The organism is Acinetobacter sp. 766875, from assembly GCF_000582055.1.
Taxonomy (GTDB): domain Bacteria; phylum Pseudomonadota; class Gammaproteobacteria; order Pseudomonadales; family Moraxellaceae; genus Acinetobacter; species Acinetobacter nosocomialis.
This window is the reverse complement of sequence record NZ_JEXX01000008.1, coordinates 44035-61526: the sequence shown is the minus strand read 5'-3', so window position 1 is coordinate 61526 and position 17492 is coordinate 44035. Positions and strand designations below refer to the sequence as shown.

Below are 17492 nucleotides of genomic sequence, written 5' to 3'. Positions count from 1 at the left end.
ACAATAATAAAATGACTCATAATAATCGCCTCAGTTTATTTAAATCTTCATATTTACTGCTTGATATGGATTTTAACGAATCTTCTTTTTAATAATTAGTCTAAAAAACAAACATGGACTTATGAGTAATATTCATGAATGGTTTTATCCTTTATAATGAGGTTGACTCCCCAATAAGAGATAAAGCAGATGATAAATAAAGAAAACTATAATGATCTTTATGCTTTTTTAATGGTGGCAAGAGAGGGTAGTTTTACTAAAGCCGCAGGGAAAATGGGAATTTCACAATCTGCGCTAAGCCATACCATTCGGGGTTTAGAAGAACGTTTGGGAATGTTACTCCTGACCAGAACTACACGTAGTGTTTCACCTACAGCAGCAGGCGAAAGGTTGAAACAAACGATTAGTGCTAGTTTTGACCAAATCGATAATGAATTATCCCTTTTGACTTCATTTCGAGACCAACCCGCTGGTACGGTTCGGATTAATGCTAGTAGCCATGCGATACGGGAAGTGCTGATTCCAAAACTTAAAAAGATTGCGGGTGATTACCCAGATGTGCAAGTTGAACTAACTGCCAATAGTGGGATGGTCGATATTGTGGCAGAGCGCTTTGATGCAGGCGTTCGTTTCGGAAGCCGCGTAGCTGATGGCATGATTGCGGTACGTATTAGTCCAGATGTCAAAATGGCGGTAATAGCAACACCAGCATATTTTGAACAATATGGAATTCCTAATACTCCTAAAGATTTAATCAATCATCAATGTATTGGCTATCGTTTAACCACCCAAGGCAGCGTGTATGCGTGGGAATTTGTGAAAGATGGTCAAGAAACAAAAATCAAAATTCAGGGGCAATGGATATTTAATGAAAGCTACGATATCGTCGAGGCGGTTAGAGCTGGATTTGGACTTGCTTATATTCCCGAAGATTTGATTCGAGAGGATCTAAAAGAAGGGACGCTGATTCAAGTTTTAGCAGAGTACAGTATCCAGTTTCCCGGATACCATTTGTACTATCCACATCGAAGACAACTTTCACCTGCATTACGATTGGTTATCGATGTACTACGTGAGTAGCATTTCGCCATGTGAGAAAAGCAGTAATTGCGCCTAATAGCAAAATAGTTGCGCTCATATAGAACGTGGCACTATAGCCATATGAGTCATATAATAATCCACCTATAGTTGCACCTAGAGTAATTGCAAATTGAATAATCGCAACCATCAAACCACCACCAATTTCGGCATCTTGATGTAGTGTTTGGGCAAGCCAGGTATTCCATGCAACAGGTGCCGACGTTCCAATAAAGCCCCATAAACCCATCAATATGGCAACAAACCATAAATGCCCACCACCTAGCACAAAAGCTCCAGCAAGCACTGCCATGATGAATGGAATAAGAATCAGATAACGATAAACATGTTGGTGGAGGATTAAACTAATTACAAATGTACCGATTAAACCTGCTAAACCTAATATTAATAATAAAATGGATAGCATTGTCGCATCGACATGAGTAACGGTTTCTAGAAATGGGCGTAGATAGGTAAATAGCGCAAATTGGCCCATAAAGTACAATTGGGCGTTTTAGTAAACCAAATGGATTTTTAGATTTCTCAACTGACAATATTGCAGGAAGAGAAGGCATACTTTTAAATTGCCAAATAAGTGCAACAATCGCGATGGGGACAATACAGAAAAAAGCACCACGCCAGCCAATAATTGAACCCAAAAAACTTCCTAATGGTGCTGCAATTGTGGTAGCTAGCGCATTTCCGCCATTTAATAAACCGAGTGCTTTAGGTACTGAAAGCGGAGGAACGAGTCGCATGACAATTGATGTCGAGATTGCCCAAAAACCACCAATAACTACACCTAAGATTGCACGACCCAACATAAACAAAGCCGCAGAATGGGCAAATGTAATGACTATGCCAGAGACAATCATCAGTAGGGTGAGTAATAAAATGATATGACGTCGGTCCCATGCCTTAAATACACGACTAATAGACAGGCTAGTAATAACAGCAAAAATACCAGAAATTGAGATTGCTTGGCCCACTTGGCCTTCACTCATATTTAAATCTAAAGAGATGGGGGTGAGTAAACTTACGGGCATGAACTCAGATGCAATTAATACTGCGCAGCAGAGCGACATTACAAAGACAGCACCCCAGGCAGGTGTTGATTGTTCATATGTGCTTTGCTCAATTTGATGAAAAGAAGACATAAAAGTTCCAATCTCAAAACCATTGAATTTTCATAAATGAAATGAATAAAATCTGGTCGCAGAGCTTAACAACAATGATTTGAGAGGATTAGATGCTGAATTACGAATAGAATTATGAATTTTATGCATGAATTGTATTTAAAAAGCATACAGACTCACTGCTAAAAATAGGCTATTTTTTTACAGTTAAATTTGTTCTTATAGATAAAGATTATACAAAGTCATTTCTAAATAAATATGAGTAATAATACGAGGAATTCATTGTGAATATTCAACAAAAAGATGATACAAAACACGGCAGCTTTAGCTTACTTGATGGTGAAACCGTTGCAGGTGAAATGACTTATACATGGGCAGGCGAAAGCATGCTGATTATTGATTCTACAGATGTGAATGAAAATTATCGCGGACAAGGGGTAGGTCGACGATTACTGGATGCTTTGGTAGCTTTTGTTCGTGAAAAAGACGTAAAAGTAATTCCGCTTTGCCCATATGCAAAATCAGTTTTTGATAAAGACCCAAGTATTGGTGATGTACTTAGAAAGTAAGCAATAGATTAAAAATTATTTAATAAAAATCGGGCGTTGGTGTCCGATTTTTTATTCATCTTTGTTTTAGTGAATATGTTTTAAGCGGTTGTCTTCAACTGATTTAACACTTTTCGATTGCCAGATCGAATTTATCAAACTTATAGAAAAGCTTATCTAATAAAAATAGTTTTAGACCAATTGGGAAAAAAATAAACTCGTTACACAAATATTTAATGGCTGACGAAAGCTAAATATTTATAACGTTTTAATATTATTTGTTGGAATTTTCCTTGAACTGGCAGTATATCCATAGTGTGTTGCCGCAATTTTTCTCTGCAACTTTGACCACGCTGAAAATTTCAATTATCAGCATTATTTTGGCGATTATTGTAGGGCTGATTTGCAGCATTTTAATCACATATCGCGTGCGGGTACTAAATAGAATTGCCCAGTTCTATATTGAGTTATCTCGAAATACCCCTTTATTAATTCAACTGTTCTTTTTGTATTACGGTTTGCCAAAACTGGACATCAAAATCGATGGTTTTACTTGTGGTGTAATCGGACTGACCTTTTTAGGCGGAAGCTATATGGCTGAAGCTTTCCGAGCAGGTTTGCAGTCTGTTGCTAAAGGGCAAATTGACTCAGCAAAAAGTATTGGTCTGCAACCCATTCAGATTTTTAGATATGTCATTTTTCCTCAAGCACTGGCTATTTCAATTCCGGCAATAGGGGCAAATTGCCTATTTCTAATTAAAGAAAGTTCTGTGGTCAGTGCCATTGCTGTGGTTGAGCTGCTTTTTGTCACCAAAGACTTAATTGGCATGGATTATAAAACCACCGAAGCTCTGTTTTTACTCATCATGGCTTATCTGATTATTTTATTGCCCGTGTCTATTTTAACCAGTTATCTGGAGCACAGAAGTCGGAAGGTGAGCCATGGAACTTGATTATCTATTTCAAGCGAGTCACCTCGAACGCTTAATGTGGGGACTCTGGGCAACGGCAAAAATTGCTTTTATTTCGGTGTTTTTTTCTGCAATTTTTGGCACAGTTTTCGGCGTCATTATGACTTTTAAAAACATAGTCGTTAAATCGCTGTGCCGCCTGTATCTAGAAGCCATTCGAATCATTCCAATTTTAGTTTTGCTGTTCGTGTTTTATTTCGGCTTTGCGACATGGTTTAACTGGCAGTTTTCAGCAATGTGGGTGTGTGTTGTTGTGTTTGTTTTATGGGGTACGGCAGAAATGGGCGATTTGGTTCGTGCAGCCATTACTTCAATTGATCAGCATCAACGCGATTCGGCCTATGCGCTCGGACTAACTCATGTTCAAGCCTTGGTCTATGTCATTTTTCCGCAAAGTCTAAAACGAGTAACACCAGGCGCGATTAACTTATTTACCCGAATGGTGAAAACCAGCTCTTTGGCGGTCCTGATTGGTGTGGTTGAGGTGATTAAAGTTGGCCAGCAAATTATTGAAAATTCGCTGTTGACCGTGCCAAGCGCTTCTCTTTGGATTTATGGCTTTATTTTTATTTTGTATTTTCTGATTTGCTACCCCTTATCGCGTTTGGCGGCACATTTAGAAAAGGTCTGGGAGTAATTATGCCTTTGTTATCGATACAACAATTACAGAAATCATTTGCACAAAGTCATATTTTACAAGGCATTGATCTGGAAGTAGAACAAGGAGAGGTGGTTGTTATTTTAGGTCCATCGGGCTGCGGTAAAAGTACCTTACTACGCTGTATTAATGGCTTAGAACCGATTCAGGGTGGTGAGATCCGTTTAACTGGTTCAGGCGTGCTCGGTAAAGATGTGGAGTGGACTAATGCTCGTCAAAAAATTGGCATGGTTTTTCAAAACTATGAGCTATTTGGGCATATGAACGTCATTGATAATATTTTGCTTGGACCACTCAAAGTACAAAAACGCCACCGTGATGAAGCTGAACAAGTCGCAGATGAATTGCTAAAGCGAGTCGGGCTATATGAGCGAAAACTTGATTATCCACGCCAACTTTCTGGTGGACAAAAACAGCGTATAGCCATTGTCCGTTCACTGGTCATGCAACCTCAAGTGATTTTACTTGATGAAATTACCGCTGCGCTTGACCCAGAAATGGTGAGGGAAGTGCTTGATGTAGTACTCAAGTTAGCGAATGAAGGAATGACCATGCTGATTGTGACACATGAGATGTCCTTTGCACGTAAGGTTGCTGACCGCATTATTTTTATGGATAAGGGCAAGATTATTGAACAGGCTTCACCAGAAGAATTTTTTGAACAGCCGAAGACAGAACGAGCGAAAGCCTTTTTAAATATTTTGTCGTACTAAATTTTTATTATTTGAATCATGAGGAAGTGAATGTTTAAACGTAATTCAATAAAAATATTAAGCAGTCTTGCCGTTGCTGGGGTGTTGTTAACTGCATGTAGTAAAACGCCATCCACTGAACAGGCAAGTAATGCTCAAGAAGACTATTCTTTAGAGCAAGTCAAAAAAAATGGGGTTCTACGCGTTGCCGTTTTTGCCGATGATCCGCCGTTTGGTTATGTAGACAGTGCGGGGAATAATCAGGGCTTTGATGTGGCTTTAGCAAAACGGGTGACTAAAGATTTGCTCGGTGATGAAAAGAAAGTTGAGTTTATCGTGACTGAAGCTTCAAATCGGGTGGAGTTTTTAAAATCAAATCGTGCCGATGTGGTATTTGCGACATTTACGGTAACGCCAGAACGTAAGCAAGTTGTCGATTTTGCCGAGCCTTATTTAAAAGGTGCTTTTGGCATTGTCTCACCTAAAGCTAAGCCGATTACCGACATTACCCAGTTAGAAGGTAAGACCTTAATTGTAAATAAAGGCACAAGTTCGGATACCTACTTTACCAAGCATTATCCGAAAGTAAATTTACTCAAGTTTGAAAGAAATTCGGATGCCTTCAAAGCTTTAACCGACGGTCGTGGTGACGCGATTTCACAAGATAGTACCTATGCTTTGGCATGGGCCGCGAAGAACCCAAGTTATGTGGCAGGTATTCAGTCTATTGGTGATCAAGAATTTATTGCACCAGCAGTTAAAAAGGGTAATACCCAATTGTTGAATTGGCTCAATACTGAAATTAAGCAGCTCAGAACAAGTGGTGAAATTAATAAAATTTATGATGAAACCTTGAAACCAATTTACGGTGACTCGGTTAATCCGAATGTGTTTTTAGATGTAGGCCAATAATTTTCGATATCGCTAGAGCAGTGTCTACCAATAGGCGCTGTTGTTTTAAATAAGACTTTGACAAGAACGATAGGGTGAAATAATGACAACATTAACATTTCAAAACGTGAAGCATATTTTAGCTGCATCTTTACTGAGTTTAGGTTTAGTTGCATGTGACAAAGGAACTCAGTCTACTGAAAAGGCGGCCGATGCCACACAAAAGGTGTCGAGTATTGAACAGATTAAAAAGAATGGCGTGGTACGAATTGGCGTATTTAGTGATAAACCGCCGTTTGGATATTTAGATGCTCAAGGTAAAAATCAGGGCTTTGATGTAGAAATTGCCAAGCATGTTGCGAAAGATCTACTGGGTAATGAAAACAAAGTTGAGTTTGTTTTAACTGAAGCGGCTAACCGTGTCGAATATTTAAAAGCCAATAAAGTAGATATTATTTTTGCCAACTTTACTGTTACACCAGAACGTAAAGAAGTTGTCGATTTTGCTAAGCCTTACCTAAAAGTGGCACTAGGTGTGGTTTCTCCTAAAAGTCATCCGATTACTGATGTGGCTCAACTTAAAGATAAAACTTTACTGGTAAACAAAGGTACAACGGCTGATTCATTCTTCTCTAAGACGCACCCTGAAATTAAGCTACAAAAGTATGAGCAAAACACTGAAACTTTCGATGCTTTAAAAGATGGTCGTGGTGCTGCGCTTGCACATGATAACTTGCTGGTTTTAGCTTGGGCTAAAGAAAATCCAAATTACACTGTTGGCATTACCAATTTAGGTGAGCAGGACTTAATTGCACCAGCAGTGAAAAAGGGTGACAAAGAGTTATTGGACTGGTTAAACCAAGATTTAGAGAAATTGGCGAAAGAAGGCGTGATTCATCAGGCTTATGAAAAAACGTTAAAACCAGTTTATGGCGATACGATTAATCCAAAAGATCTATTGGTTGAGTAGTTTTACTCATAGCCCCTATTGACTAGGATTTAGATAGTATTTGCTTGAGCTAGGATTCATCTACAGCCTGCCCATAATTTATAAAGATAATGTTTTGGCAATATTTTTTATAGATGGAAACAGTGGTCAGGTTCTGTAGATGAGAAAGTTTTTTGGTTACTTTTTTCAAAAAAGTAACAGAATTAGCTGATTGCTTTAGAAGTTAAAAGTTAAGATTCCATCGTGCTAATTCCTTCACTTTATATTACTTTAACTTAAATAAAGTCGGCTCTGCTGCTAGTTTATCTGCCAAATATTGAATCAACACACTCAATTTAGGCGGGACATGCCGTGTCGGTGGGTACAGTAACCACAGCCCACCGCTATAATAGGTTTTAAAATCCCAGTCGGGCAAAACCTGAACTAAGCTACCTTGTTGTAGTGCATGGCGTGCAACGAAGTATGGCAAGCTCGCAATACCTAAATGCTGTAATGCAGCACTCAAACGCACACCGGTATGGTTTGCTGCATAACGACCACGCACAGCCACACTTATCGATTTATTTCCCTGTTGAAATTTCCATTTTGAGTCACTGGCTTGCTCACCCAAGTAAATACATTCATGCTGCTTTAAATCATGAGGATGCTTCGGTGTACCATGCTTGGCCAAATATTCAGGCGTAGCACAAACTAAATGATCAATATCAATGAGTTTTCGGCCCATTAGTCCACCCGGTGGCTGCTCTGTAATTCGAAGCGCTAGATCAACGCCATCATCAATGAGATCTACATAACGATCTTCTAAAAGCATTTGTATATCAATTTTAGGGTAGCGTTCTAAAAATTCGGGTAAATGTGGGTGAATCATAAAATGTCCCACAGCTTTCGGAACACTCATACGAATAACACCTTCTGGCTCGACATGAAATTGCCCAGAACTTTCCATGACTGCTTGTGCCGCATTCACCATGTCTAGACAGCGTTGATAGACCTGTTGTCCACTTTCACTTAAACGAAGTTTCCGTGTAGTTCGATAGAGTAAACGAGTGCCTAAAGCACGTTCTAAACGGGCAATCGCGCGGCTCACAGCAGAAGGTGTTGTACCAAGCTGGCGTGCAGTTTCAGAAAAGCTTTCCGACTCGACAACCTTCACGAAAGTTGCCATTTCATTTAACAGAACCAGACTTTGATTTGTGCTCATGAGGCAAAAGTTATTTGGATTTTTATTAGATTATCGTGTCTAAAAAATATCAATACAATCGTTTAAGTGATTTTCAGGAAACTAAATTGTTATGTGGCAGTTGTATGGACATGAGTTTTTTACGCTAGCTCTTATTCACTTCATGGCGGTGATTTTACCGGGACCAGATTTTGTGATTACGGTAAGGCAAAGTGTACGTTATGGCTATTTAATTGGATGTCTAACTGCAATTGGTATTGGTGTCGGGATTTCAGTACATGTGTTTTATACACTTGTTGGTATTGGCTTCTTGATTCAGCAAAGTGAATGGCTCATGTCTCTGATCAGAACAGCGGGGGCGGCTTACTTAGTGTATTTAGGATGGCAGTGTTTACGTAGCCAGCCGAATACCAATATTGAGATTAATGGCCAAGCAGATAGTGACACGCCGAGCTTATTTAAAGCTTTTACAATGGGTTTTCTTACCAATGCGTTAAACCCGAAAGCCACTATCTTTTTTCTGGCAATTTTTACGACGATTGTAAGTACCACCACACCAATGAAAGTTCAGGTTTTTTATGGAATATGGATGTGTATGGTCAATGCCATTTGGTTTATGGTGGTGAGTGTACTGTTTGCACAGCCTATTGTACGTAAACGTTTTTTAGAATTTGGAGTTTATTTTGAGCGGGTGATGGGATTGTTGTTGATTGGGATTGCGTTGAGATTGATTTGGGGATTGTTTGTTTAAGTTGAATATCTATTAATATTTCCTTTGGTTAAAGTCATCTGCAAGTTTTTAGACTAGCACAATGGAGTTCATACTTGCATTTGCTAGTGCTAAATTTCATCCACAGCCTGCCCATAATTTATAAAGATAATGTATTTGCAATATTTTTTGAAAAATGAAAACAGAGAACAGGTTCTGTGGATGAGAAAGTTTTTGGTTACTTTTTTAAAAAAGTAATGGAATTAGCTACTTTCTTTGGATTTGAAAACGGTAAGACTCCGCCGTGATAAGCACTTTAAATTTTTTAGATTATTAATGACTTTTAGCTCGAGCCGAAGGCTAACTTAGAAATCGAATTTAAAATAATAAGACTCAGCTGTGATAGCTATTTTGTCTTATTCCTATATATGAAGTTGAGTTCAAGTAGTTTTAATAAATAATCCATAAAAAAGACCGCTTAAAAGCAGTCTTTTCTAGTCTAAAAATAGATTTAATTGCTACGCCTATTACGTGTCAGTTGATGTAACACCGACACCAATAAATCAATTTCTTCAGTTGTATTATAAAAAGCCAAAGACGGACGCACGGTCTGTTCTACACCAAAACGACGTAAAATTGGCTGTGCACAGTGATGGCCAGAACGTACAGCAATACCATGTTGATTTAACGCTTTACCGACTTGTTCAGTTGAATAGCCTTGTAAGGTAAAGGACATAACACTGGCTTTGTGCTGTGCGGTTCCGATCAAACGTAAACCTGACACACTGCTCAGTGCATTTTGACCATATTCGAGTAGATCATGTTCATAGCGAGCAATGTTATGAATGCCTAGACTTTCGACATATTCAAGTGCAGCACCTAAACCAACAGCATCGGCAATATTTCCAGTTCCAGCTTCAAACTTATTCGGTGCAGGTTGGTAAACTACTTGTTCGAAGGTCACATCCTGAATCATGTTACCGCCGCCTTCCCAAACAGGCATGCATTCTAGCAACTCTGGTTTTGCATATACTGCGCCAATCCCCGTCGGCCCAAACACTTTATGTCCAGAAAACACAAAAAAGTCAGCATCAAGGGCTTGTACATCGGTAGGAATGTGCGAAACAGATTGAGCACCATCAACTAAAACGCGTACACCTTTGGCATGCGCAATTTTAATGACTTCAGCAACAGGTATGACGGTACCCAAAGCATTCGAAACTTGAGTAATTGACAGCAGCTTAGTGCGTTCATTAATCAGTTTTGGCAACTCTTCTAAAATAATCTGGCCCGTGTCATCCACAGGAATGACTCGTAATTTAGCTCCAGTTTTTTTAGTGAGTTGATACCAAGGCACAATATTGGCATGGTGTTCTAAGTGAGAAACGATAATTTCATCACCTTCACCAATATTTTGCTCACCCCATGTTTTTGCAATCAGGTTAATGCCTTCGGTTGTTCCTCGAACAAAGATAATTTCTTTAGAAGAGGGTGCACCAATAAATCGGGCAACTACATTTCTTGCATGCTCATAGGCATCGGTTGCACGAGCCGCAAGCTCATGTGCAGCGCGGTGAATATTTGAGTTTTCATGCTGATAAAAATAAGCAATCCGATCAATTACGCGCTGCGGTTTTTGTGTAGTAGCTGCATTATCAAACCAGACCAAAGGTCGACCGTTGACGCGTTCCTGTAAAATTGGGAAATCACGACGTATAGCATGCACATCGAGTGGTTGAGCACTACTTGCTACAAAAGTAGGTTGCGACGGTTGATAGTGACTATAACTTTGTCCACTTTGAGGCAAGTCTAAAAAGTAAAATGAAGAAGAACTTGCAGATGTTTGTGTAGGTGCATCAGCTGCAAATCGGTCTTCAATCAATAAAGATTTGAGCTGATCACCATGTGGTAATTGAAATGACTGTGCAACCGAATAATTATCTTCAACACCTTTAACAGATGGTTCTGCTGCATTGGGGGCAGAAAAATCATTTAAAAAATAATAAGGTGATTCACCTGCACCAGTGGGTAAGCTGGGTTCAATGCGTGGCACGTTGGGTTCACTATGAGCAGCTTGTGGTAAATGTGGTTCAAATGGTGGGCGTGGCAAATTAGCTCCACCAACCACAGGCGCAGACGCTACAATTCGGCGTTCAGGGTAGTCGGGCAAATTTGGAATATGCTCAGGATATTCCGGATTGAGACTTTTCTGAAAGGCGATATTGGGCGCACGACCACTGAGTGCAGAAAATGGTTCACCCGGTTGTGGTGGGTGCGGTGGCGCTCCGACAGGTAAGTCCAAGTTAAGGCCCGATGGAGAAGTTGAACTGCTTGAACTTGGCACTGCTGAAAAAAACTCATTAGCAAGTCGAGCAATGGTGGACTCATCAGGGAAGTCGGCTGGTGGGTTAACCCCAGCCACTTCAGGCCCTGTTGGACTACCTTGCAGGTTACTTGTAGTTAACTGGGTAGTCATGATATTTGTCCACCTCCACATCATCTAACACTGCTAACGCATCGTCTGTTAATACTGCAAGTGAGCAATATAACGAGATTAGATACGACGCAATCGCATTACGGTTAATTCCCATAAAGCGTACTGAAAGCCCCGGTGACTGTTCACCCGCAAGACCCGGTTGGAACAAACCAACAATCCCTTGACGCTTTTCACCAACACGAAGCAGCAAGATTTTAGTTTTACCATCTTCTACAGGAATTTTATTTGATGGAATAAGTGGAATTCCGCGCCATGTAATGAATTGCGAACCGAACAGACTAACCGTTGGAGGCGGTACACCACGGCGTGTACATTCACGTCCAAATGCTGCAATCGCATCAGGGTGTGCTAGGAAAAATCCCGGTTCTTTCCAGACTTTACGTAGCAAATCATCAAGATCATCTGGAGTAGGTGGGCCGTTTAAAGTCGAGATACGTTGGTCATCTGTCACACTAGCCAATAAACCGTATTCAGGGTTATTGATAAGCTCGCTTTCTTGACGTTCTTTAATGGTTTCAATGGTTAAGCGAAGTTGTTCTTTAATTTGGTCATGTGGGCTGCTGTAAAGGTCGGCAACACGTGTATGCACATCTAAAACAGTAGATACACCATTTAGAAAGTATTCGCGTGGCTCTGGGTCATAATCAACAAAAGTTTGAGGTAAAGTTGCTTCATCACGCTGGGTGCAAGCTACTTGAATATCATCGGTATTATTGACACGGTTTAGGCGATAAATACCTGCTTCAACAGGAATCCATTGAAGTAAGTGAGTCAGCCAGCGGGGAGTAATTGTAGAAAGCTGGGGAGCTGTTTTAGTTGCATTGGCCAGTTGACGGGCCGCATGGTCCCCAAGTGCAAGTTGGGCTTTGTCTGTATTTTTCGCCATGAATCATTTTTCCTTATTACATTGGCTTTTTGAAAATAAAAATTCTAGGATGCATATAAACTAGAATTAGTTCTGGTTTTAAAATTAAAATCGCGTTATAAATTTTTTAAATACTGAGCTTATTAATGAGTTATCTATTTTCTAAATAAAAATATATTTAAACTAGAAATAAGCATTTTATTAATCTGCACGTTTTCTTTTTTATTTGTCTCCTTATCTATTTATTTCACATCTATAGTTTTTAACCGGCAATATGATTTTTTTGATAAGACTCATTTGGTGACTGTAAAATCTGGCTACCTGCTGCAACACTATGCGTAAGCCAGACATTTCCCCCAATAATGGACCCTCGACCAATCGTAATACGGCCTAAAATAGTCGCGCCTGCATAAATCACGACATCATCTTCAACAATTGGATGGCGTATATAATCTTTTTTCAAACCACCATCATCATTGGTTTCAAAGCGTTTTGCTCCAAGGGTCACGGCTTGATAAATACGAACGCGTTCCCCAATCACACAAGTCTCGCCAATCACCACACCTGTACCATGATCAATGAAAAATCCTTTACCGATTTGTGCACCCGGATGAATATCAATACCTGTTGCAGAGTGGGCCAACTCCGAAATAATGCGTGACAATAAAGGCACTTGAGCATAAAGTTGATGCGCAATTCGGTGATAAATAATCGCAAATATGCCCGGATAGCAGAGTAGTACCTCATCTACACTATGTGCTGCTGGATCACCTTCATAAGCCGCCCGTACATCACCATCTAAAAGGCGCCGTATAGAGGGCAAAGTGTTGGCAAAATCCTGAACAATAGTTTGGGCAAGTTCTTGTGGTTGCTGGTCTGTGCTTGAATGGCCCAAATGACGTTTTGCCTCATAATTCAAAGCCAGTTGTACTTGCGCATGTAAGGCTGTGAGTACCCGATTTAAAGTATAGGCAATATAAGAATCTTCAGTTTCTTGGCGTAAGTCAGCAGGGCCTAAACGCATTGGAAATAAAATGCCGCACAGGTCATCTAAAATGGCCTTTAAAGCTTCTTTAGATGGAAGTTCGCGGCCCCCAAATTCTTTTGTTCTGTGCTGTTGCTGACGCCAGTCATGCCTTGCTTGTTGTAAACCTTGTACAACCGCATTAATGTTCCATTGAGTCACAAGCTTTCCTTGATTTACTGAAAATTGATTGAAGTATTAGTCTTGTTGCCAAGGAAGTTGGTGGATGCGCCAGCCATTTTTCTGGTTACGCTGTTGCTGATCATTTAGATCACCTTCGAAGCCTTCAAGAACGTTATAAATGTGCTCAAAACCTGCATTAAATGCGGCTTCGGCAGCTTGTGCTGAACGGTTGCCACTACGACATAACAAAAGAATGGTTTTGTCTTTGCCAACTTTTGATTCAAGTTCTTTTAAAAAGCGTGGATTACGGTTAAATGACGTGCCTGTTGCCCATGCAACATGGATACTTTCAGGGACATAACCCACAAATTTGCGTTCTTCATTGGTACGCACATCAACTAAAACCGCTTCTCCTTGTTGTATGAGTTGCCATGCGTCAACAGGTGATAAACTGCCACTAAAATTTAGTTCGTGTTCTTGTGCATATTGCTGTGCTTTAGCAAGAATATCTTCGGCCGAAAAGGATGTATTTGAACCATTTGAGATAAAACTTTGTGGAGTTTCAGTATTTAATTTAGCGTTCATTGAATATATCCTTATCTTTGATTCAGATTGTTAAGGTTCAATTTACGCGTTTTTAAATATAAGAAAAAATAAGGAATATCTATTTATATATATTATTTTGATAAATAAGAGCGGTGAATATTTTATATAAAACAGTATTAGTTAATCTTATAAAGTTATTAAAGTAAAATAGGTTTAAGAAATTTTAATAGTTAGTAAAAACCGTGCAGATTAAAATAATCCACACGGTTTTAAATATTAAGCAAATCCACCATTTACTCGCACCACTTGCGAATTTACCCAGCGCCCATCTGGACCAGCCAGCATGGCAACTACGCTAGCAATTTCGTCAGGTGTTCCGATTCGTTCCAATGGAGCAAGTTTTGCAATAGCCGCCACTTGCTCTTCAGTTTTTCCATTATAAAAAAGGTCAGTACCTGTCGGGCCGGGCGCAACTGCATTTACAGTGATATTGCGCCCATGTAACTCATTTGCTAACACATGTACTAAACCTTCAACACCTGCTTTTGAAGCAATATAGGGGCCATATAAAGGAAAAGATTTGGCAATTACACTGGTTGAAAGCGCAATAATCCGACCACCATCTGGCACCGTTTCGGCCGCATGCGCCAATATTAAAAATGCGCCACGTAAATTGGTATGAATCATTGTATCGAAATCTGGCAGGCTTTCAGGTGTAATTTTTGCCATATGCATAATGCCTGCGCTATGAACCACAACATCTAATTGACCGTTAATCGCTTTAGCTTCTTGAAATAAACGACTCACTTCATGTTCATTTGCAACGTCTGCTTGAATAGCAGAAGCTTGACCACCTTGCTCAATAATATGATCTACAGTGGCTTGGGCATGCACCTTATTGCCTGCATAGTTAACAATCACATAAAAGCCATCTTGAGCTAAACGTTCTGCAATAGCACGGCCAATACCACGTGATGCGCCAGTAATCAGAGCTGTCTTTTTTGAAATATTCATTTTTAGATTGCCTGTTTGAGTAAGTATGGCTTATTTTAATAATATAGAAATATGGGATAAATCGTTGGAATTGGATAAGATAATTCCATATGCGTTAATAATGGATAGGATTAAAAGCGAGCTCCATGGATAAATTTGATACCTTACAACTTTTTACCCGCATCGTAGAGCTGGGGAGCTTTAGTCAGGCAGCCGATCAACTGAATATCCCACGTGCTACAGCAAGTAATGCCATTAAAGAGTTAGAGAATAACTTACAGTGTCGTTTGCTAGAGCGGACGACTCGGCATGTAAGACCATCACTTGATGGACAAGCATTTTATGAACGCTGTACACAAATATTATCGGAACTCGATGATGCCGAATCATCTTTACGCAATGTAATTGCTCAGCCCCGTGGTTTATTACGTGTCGATTTATCAGGCGCACATGCAACTAAAATTGTTTTACCCAATATCGACCAATTTCACGAGTTGTACCCCGACATTGAACTGGTAATTAGTACGGGTGATCGCTTGGTTGATTTGATTAGGGAAGGGATAGACTGTGTGGTGAGAGCGGGGCGTTTGGATGATTCCACTTTAATTGCTAGACATTTGGTGGATATGCCACAAGTCATTTGTGCAAGTCCTGATTATTTAAATAAATATGGAATGCCAGAGCAACCAGAAGAGTTGTTATCACATTATTGTGTCAATTTCTTTTCGACCTCAGGGGGGCGGAATTATCCATTTGAATTGATGGTGAATAGCAAAAAACAAGATTATTTTTTGAAAAGCTGGATTGCGGTAAATGATGCTGAAAACTATGTACTAGCTGCTTTACAAGGAGGTGGTTTAATTCAAGTACCGCGCTACCATGTGGCAAATGAATTAAAAAATGGGCAACTGGTTGAGGTTTTATCTGAATGGCAAATCCCGAAGATGTCAGTTTCTGCTTTATATCCGCAGCACAGACAGCTCTCGCCACGCGTACGAGTTTTTGTCGCTTGGCTGAGTGAGTTATATACGGGCTATTTTGCCAACTTTGAATACCCGCAAAAATGAAATATCTTGCGGGTAAGTCAAAAACTGAATGATATTTTTAAGACTGGTTCTGCAATTTATCTTGAGTCTTGGTCTCAAAATCACTCGCATCATGGCGTTCATGCAATTGAGTAGCTAAATCACCAAAAGTACGATTGACCATACGCCCGCGTTGAACCGCAGGGCGCGCTAAAATCGCATCTGCCCAACGTTGAACGTTTTTATATTGATCGACACCTAAAAACTCCGCGCCGTTATACACCCAGTTTTTAACAAGACCACCATACCAAGGGAATGCCGCAATATCAGCAATCGAATATTCAGAACCAGCCAAATATTCGTTTTTTGCCAGATGCTGATCTAAAACATCAAGTAAGCGTTTTGTTTCCATGGCAAAGCGGTTAATCGCATATTCAATTTTAACAGGGGCATAAGCATAAAAATGCCCAAAACCGCCACCTAAGTAAGGTGCACTGCCCATTTGCCAGAATAACCAATTGAGGCATTCAGTACGTGCAGCAATATCAGTCGGAATAAACGCTTTAAACTTTTCAGCCAAGTAAAGCAAAATTGAGCCAGACTCAAACACTCTTAATGGCGGGGTTTGGCTATGGTCAACCAATGCCGGAATTTTAGAGTTTGGATTAATGTCTACAAAGCCACTGCCAAATTGCTGTCCTTCTCCGATTTTAATCAGCCAAGCATCATATTCAGCATCTTTATGTCCTAACGCTAAAAGCTCTTCAAGCAAAATAGTGACTTTTTGACCATTAGGCGTTGCTAAAGAGTAGAGCTGGAGCGGATGTTTTCCTACTGGAAGTATATGTTCGTAACGAGCACCTGAGGTAGGTTGGTTTAAATCGGTTTTTTCTCCAGTCCATTGCCAAACTTGTGGAGGAATATAGTTTGAATCACTCATTTTTTATCTCATGTTTGGTGTAAATATAAGGGTTTAGTTATGTCGCAAGGCAAGCCATTTTTGTACGCTCGGACGTTGCCATTGCTGTAATGCATAGGTTTTTAGGTGCTCTGGTACAGCATCACCATTTTGAATAAGGCGTTGCAACATCAGGGCAAGTTCAGCATCTACAATGCTCCATGAACCAAAAAGAAATTCGGCATCAGACGCAAGAAGTTTTTCTGCAACAAAGAAAAGTTTCTCGGCTGCTTTTTTGCCTTCTTCTGAAAGTGGAGTGGACTTGGGCTGAATAAAAATAACATCGGTTGGACGTTCTGTTCTTAGTGCCACTAAGTCTGATCGAAGCCATGCTTGAATTTGACGTGCTCTTGCACGTGCTTGAATATCTTTTGGATAAATAGCTGTGTCTGGATAGAGCTCTTCGAGATATTCCAAAATGGCAGAAGATTCTGATAAGGCAAAATCGTTATGCTCAAGTACAGGCACTTTGGCAGTTAATGACTTTTCTACATAAGATTTTTCAAACTGTCCTTGCTGGCCTAAGTTGATGGTCGCTATTTCAAATGGAATTTGTTTTTCATGTAGCCCTACAAAAACAGTAAATGCATAGGGGCTTAGAAATTGTGAATCTGTATATAGCTTAAAATGCTCGTTATTCATTGTTATTG

The 17492-nt window shown here is 39.9% G+C and carries 18 protein-coding genes and 1 pseudogene; 9 read left to right on the top strand and 10 right to left on the bottom strand.

Translation table 11 applies throughout. The features are described 5' to 3' along the window. The first annotated feature begins 189 nt into the window (after positions 1–189). Complete coding sequence (locus tag J576_RS09400; protein WP_002048265.1) at positions 190–1080, top strand: LysR family transcriptional regulator; 891 nt, start codon at positions 190–192, stop codon at positions 1078–1080. Here J576_RS09400 and J576_RS09395 read toward each other — a convergent pair. Continuing rightward, positions 1058–2234, bottom strand: a pseudogene (locus J576_RS09395) (MFS transporter). The gene J576_RS09400 and the pseudogene J576_RS09395 sit on opposite strands and share 23 nt — an antisense overlap. 263 nt (positions 2235–2497) lie before the next feature. On the opposite strand from J576_RS09395, the gene J576_RS09390 reads away from it, so the two are divergent. After that, entirely contained in the window at positions 2498–2782 is a 285-nt protein-coding gene (locus tag J576_RS09390) for a GNAT family N-acetyltransferase (RefSeq protein WP_002049431.1), read from the top strand. Between the two features lie 103 nt (positions 2783–2885). Here J576_RS09390 and J576_RS19680 read toward each other — a convergent pair whose 3' ends face one another. Continuing rightward, a complete protein-coding gene (locus J576_RS19680; protein ID WP_079378143.1) occupies positions 2886–2990 on the bottom strand; it encodes a hypothetical protein in 105 nt (34 codons plus the stop codon). A 64-nt stretch (positions 2991–3054) separates the two neighbouring features. Here J576_RS19680 and J576_RS09385 point away from each other — a divergent pair, with 64 nt between their 5' ends. From J576_RS09385 to J576_RS09365, 5 genes are all read left to right on the top strand, one after another. Next, on the top strand, positions 3055–3714 hold the full coding sequence (locus J576_RS09385; protein ID WP_002049436.1) for an amino acid ABC transporter permease: 660 nt from the start codon (positions 3055–3057) through the stop codon (positions 3712–3714). Continuing rightward, on the top strand, positions 3704–4369 hold the full coding sequence (locus tag J576_RS09380; RefSeq protein WP_002049440.1) for an amino acid ABC transporter permease: 666 nt from the start codon (positions 3704–3706) through the stop codon (positions 4367–4369). The genes J576_RS09385 and J576_RS09380 overlap by 11 nt, the downstream gene beginning before the upstream one ends. A 2-nt stretch (positions 4370–4371) precedes the next feature. Then, positions 4372–5103: an amino acid ABC transporter ATP-binding protein gene (locus J576_RS09375; RefSeq protein WP_002049423.1), complete on the top strand. Its 732-nt coding sequence runs from the start codon at positions 4372–4374 to the stop codon at positions 5101–5103. Between the two features lie 30 nt (positions 5104–5133). Further along, positions 5134–5994, top strand: a complete 861-nt coding sequence (locus J576_RS09370) for a transporter substrate-binding domain-containing protein (RefSeq protein WP_002049455.1) — start codon at positions 5134–5136, stop codon at positions 5992–5994. 82 nt (positions 5995–6076) lie between these two features. Beyond that, on the top strand, positions 6077–6943 hold the full coding sequence (locus J576_RS09365) for a cysteine ABC transporter substrate-binding protein (protein WP_002049456.1): 867 nt from the start codon (positions 6077–6079) through the stop codon (positions 6941–6943). Positions 6944–7187: 244 nt separating this feature from the next. Here the strand turns inward: J576_RS09365 and J576_RS09360 are convergent, their stop codons facing one another. Then, positions 7188–8123, bottom strand: coding sequence for a LysR family transcriptional regulator (locus tag J576_RS09360; RefSeq protein ID WP_002049444.1), 936 nt, complete (start codon positions 8121–8123; stop codon positions 7188–7190). A gap of 91 nt (positions 8124–8214) precedes the next feature. Here J576_RS09360 and J576_RS09355 point away from each other — a divergent pair, with 91 nt between their 5' ends. Further along, positions 8215–8853 (top strand): LysE family translocator, encoded by a 639-nt coding sequence (locus J576_RS09355; protein ID WP_002049415.1) that lies wholly within the window; start codon positions 8215–8217, stop codon positions 8851–8853. 469 nt (positions 8854–9322) lie between these two features. Here J576_RS09355 and J576_RS09350 read toward each other — a convergent pair whose 3' ends face one another. The 5 genes from J576_RS09350 to J576_RS09330 all read right to left on the bottom strand — a co-directional run bounded on the left by J576_RS09350 (position 9323) and on the right by J576_RS09330 (position 14880). Continuing rightward, positions 9323–11287 carry a family 2A encapsulin nanocompartment cargo protein cysteine desulfurase gene (locus tag J576_RS09350; RefSeq protein WP_002049429.1) on the bottom strand — a complete coding sequence of 655 codons (1965 nt, stop codon included), beginning with the start codon at positions 11285–11287 and terminating at the stop codon, positions 9323–9325. Next, positions 11262–12194 carry a family 2A encapsulin nanocompartment shell protein gene (locus tag J576_RS09345; protein WP_001107594.1) on the bottom strand — a complete coding sequence of 311 codons (933 nt, stop codon included), beginning with the start codon at positions 12192–12194 and terminating at the stop codon, positions 11262–11264. The genes J576_RS09350 and J576_RS09345 overlap by 26 nt, the downstream gene beginning before the upstream one ends. 241 nt (positions 12195–12435) lie before the next feature. Beyond that, positions 12436–13359, bottom strand: coding sequence for a serine O-acetyltransferase EpsC (gene epsC, locus J576_RS09340; protein ID WP_002049437.1), 924 nt, complete (start codon positions 13357–13359; stop codon positions 12436–12438). A 36-nt stretch (positions 13360–13395) separates the two neighbouring features. Beyond that, on the bottom strand, positions 13396–13905 hold the full coding sequence (locus J576_RS09335; RefSeq protein WP_002049394.1) for a rhodanese-like domain-containing protein: 510 nt from the start codon (positions 13903–13905) through the stop codon (positions 13396–13398). 237 nt (positions 13906–14142) lie between these two features. Next, positions 14143–14880 carry an SDR family oxidoreductase gene (locus J576_RS09330; RefSeq protein WP_002049409.1) on the bottom strand — a complete coding sequence of 246 codons (738 nt, stop codon included), beginning with the start codon at positions 14878–14880 and terminating at the stop codon, positions 14143–14145. 125 nt (positions 14881–15005) lie between these two features. Here J576_RS09330 and J576_RS09325 point away from each other — a divergent pair, with 125 nt between their 5' ends. After that, on the top strand, positions 15006–15926 hold the full coding sequence (locus tag J576_RS09325) for a LysR family transcriptional regulator (protein WP_002049411.1): 921 nt from the start codon (positions 15006–15008) through the stop codon (positions 15924–15926). Positions 15927–15963: 37 nt separating this feature from the next. On the opposite strand, the gene yghU is transcribed toward J576_RS09325, so the two are convergent. After that, positions 15964–16824 carry a glutathione-dependent disulfide-bond oxidoreductase gene (gene yghU / locus J576_RS09320; protein WP_031996644.1) on the bottom strand — a complete coding sequence of 287 codons (861 nt, stop codon included), beginning with the start codon at positions 16822–16824 and terminating at the stop codon, positions 15964–15966. A 33-nt stretch (positions 16825–16857) separates the two neighbouring features. Beyond that, positions 16858–17484, bottom strand: a complete 627-nt coding sequence (yfcF, locus tag J576_RS09315; RefSeq protein WP_002049443.1) for a glutathione transferase — start codon at positions 17482–17484, stop codon at positions 16858–16860. Positions 17485–17492 lie beyond the last annotated feature (8 nt).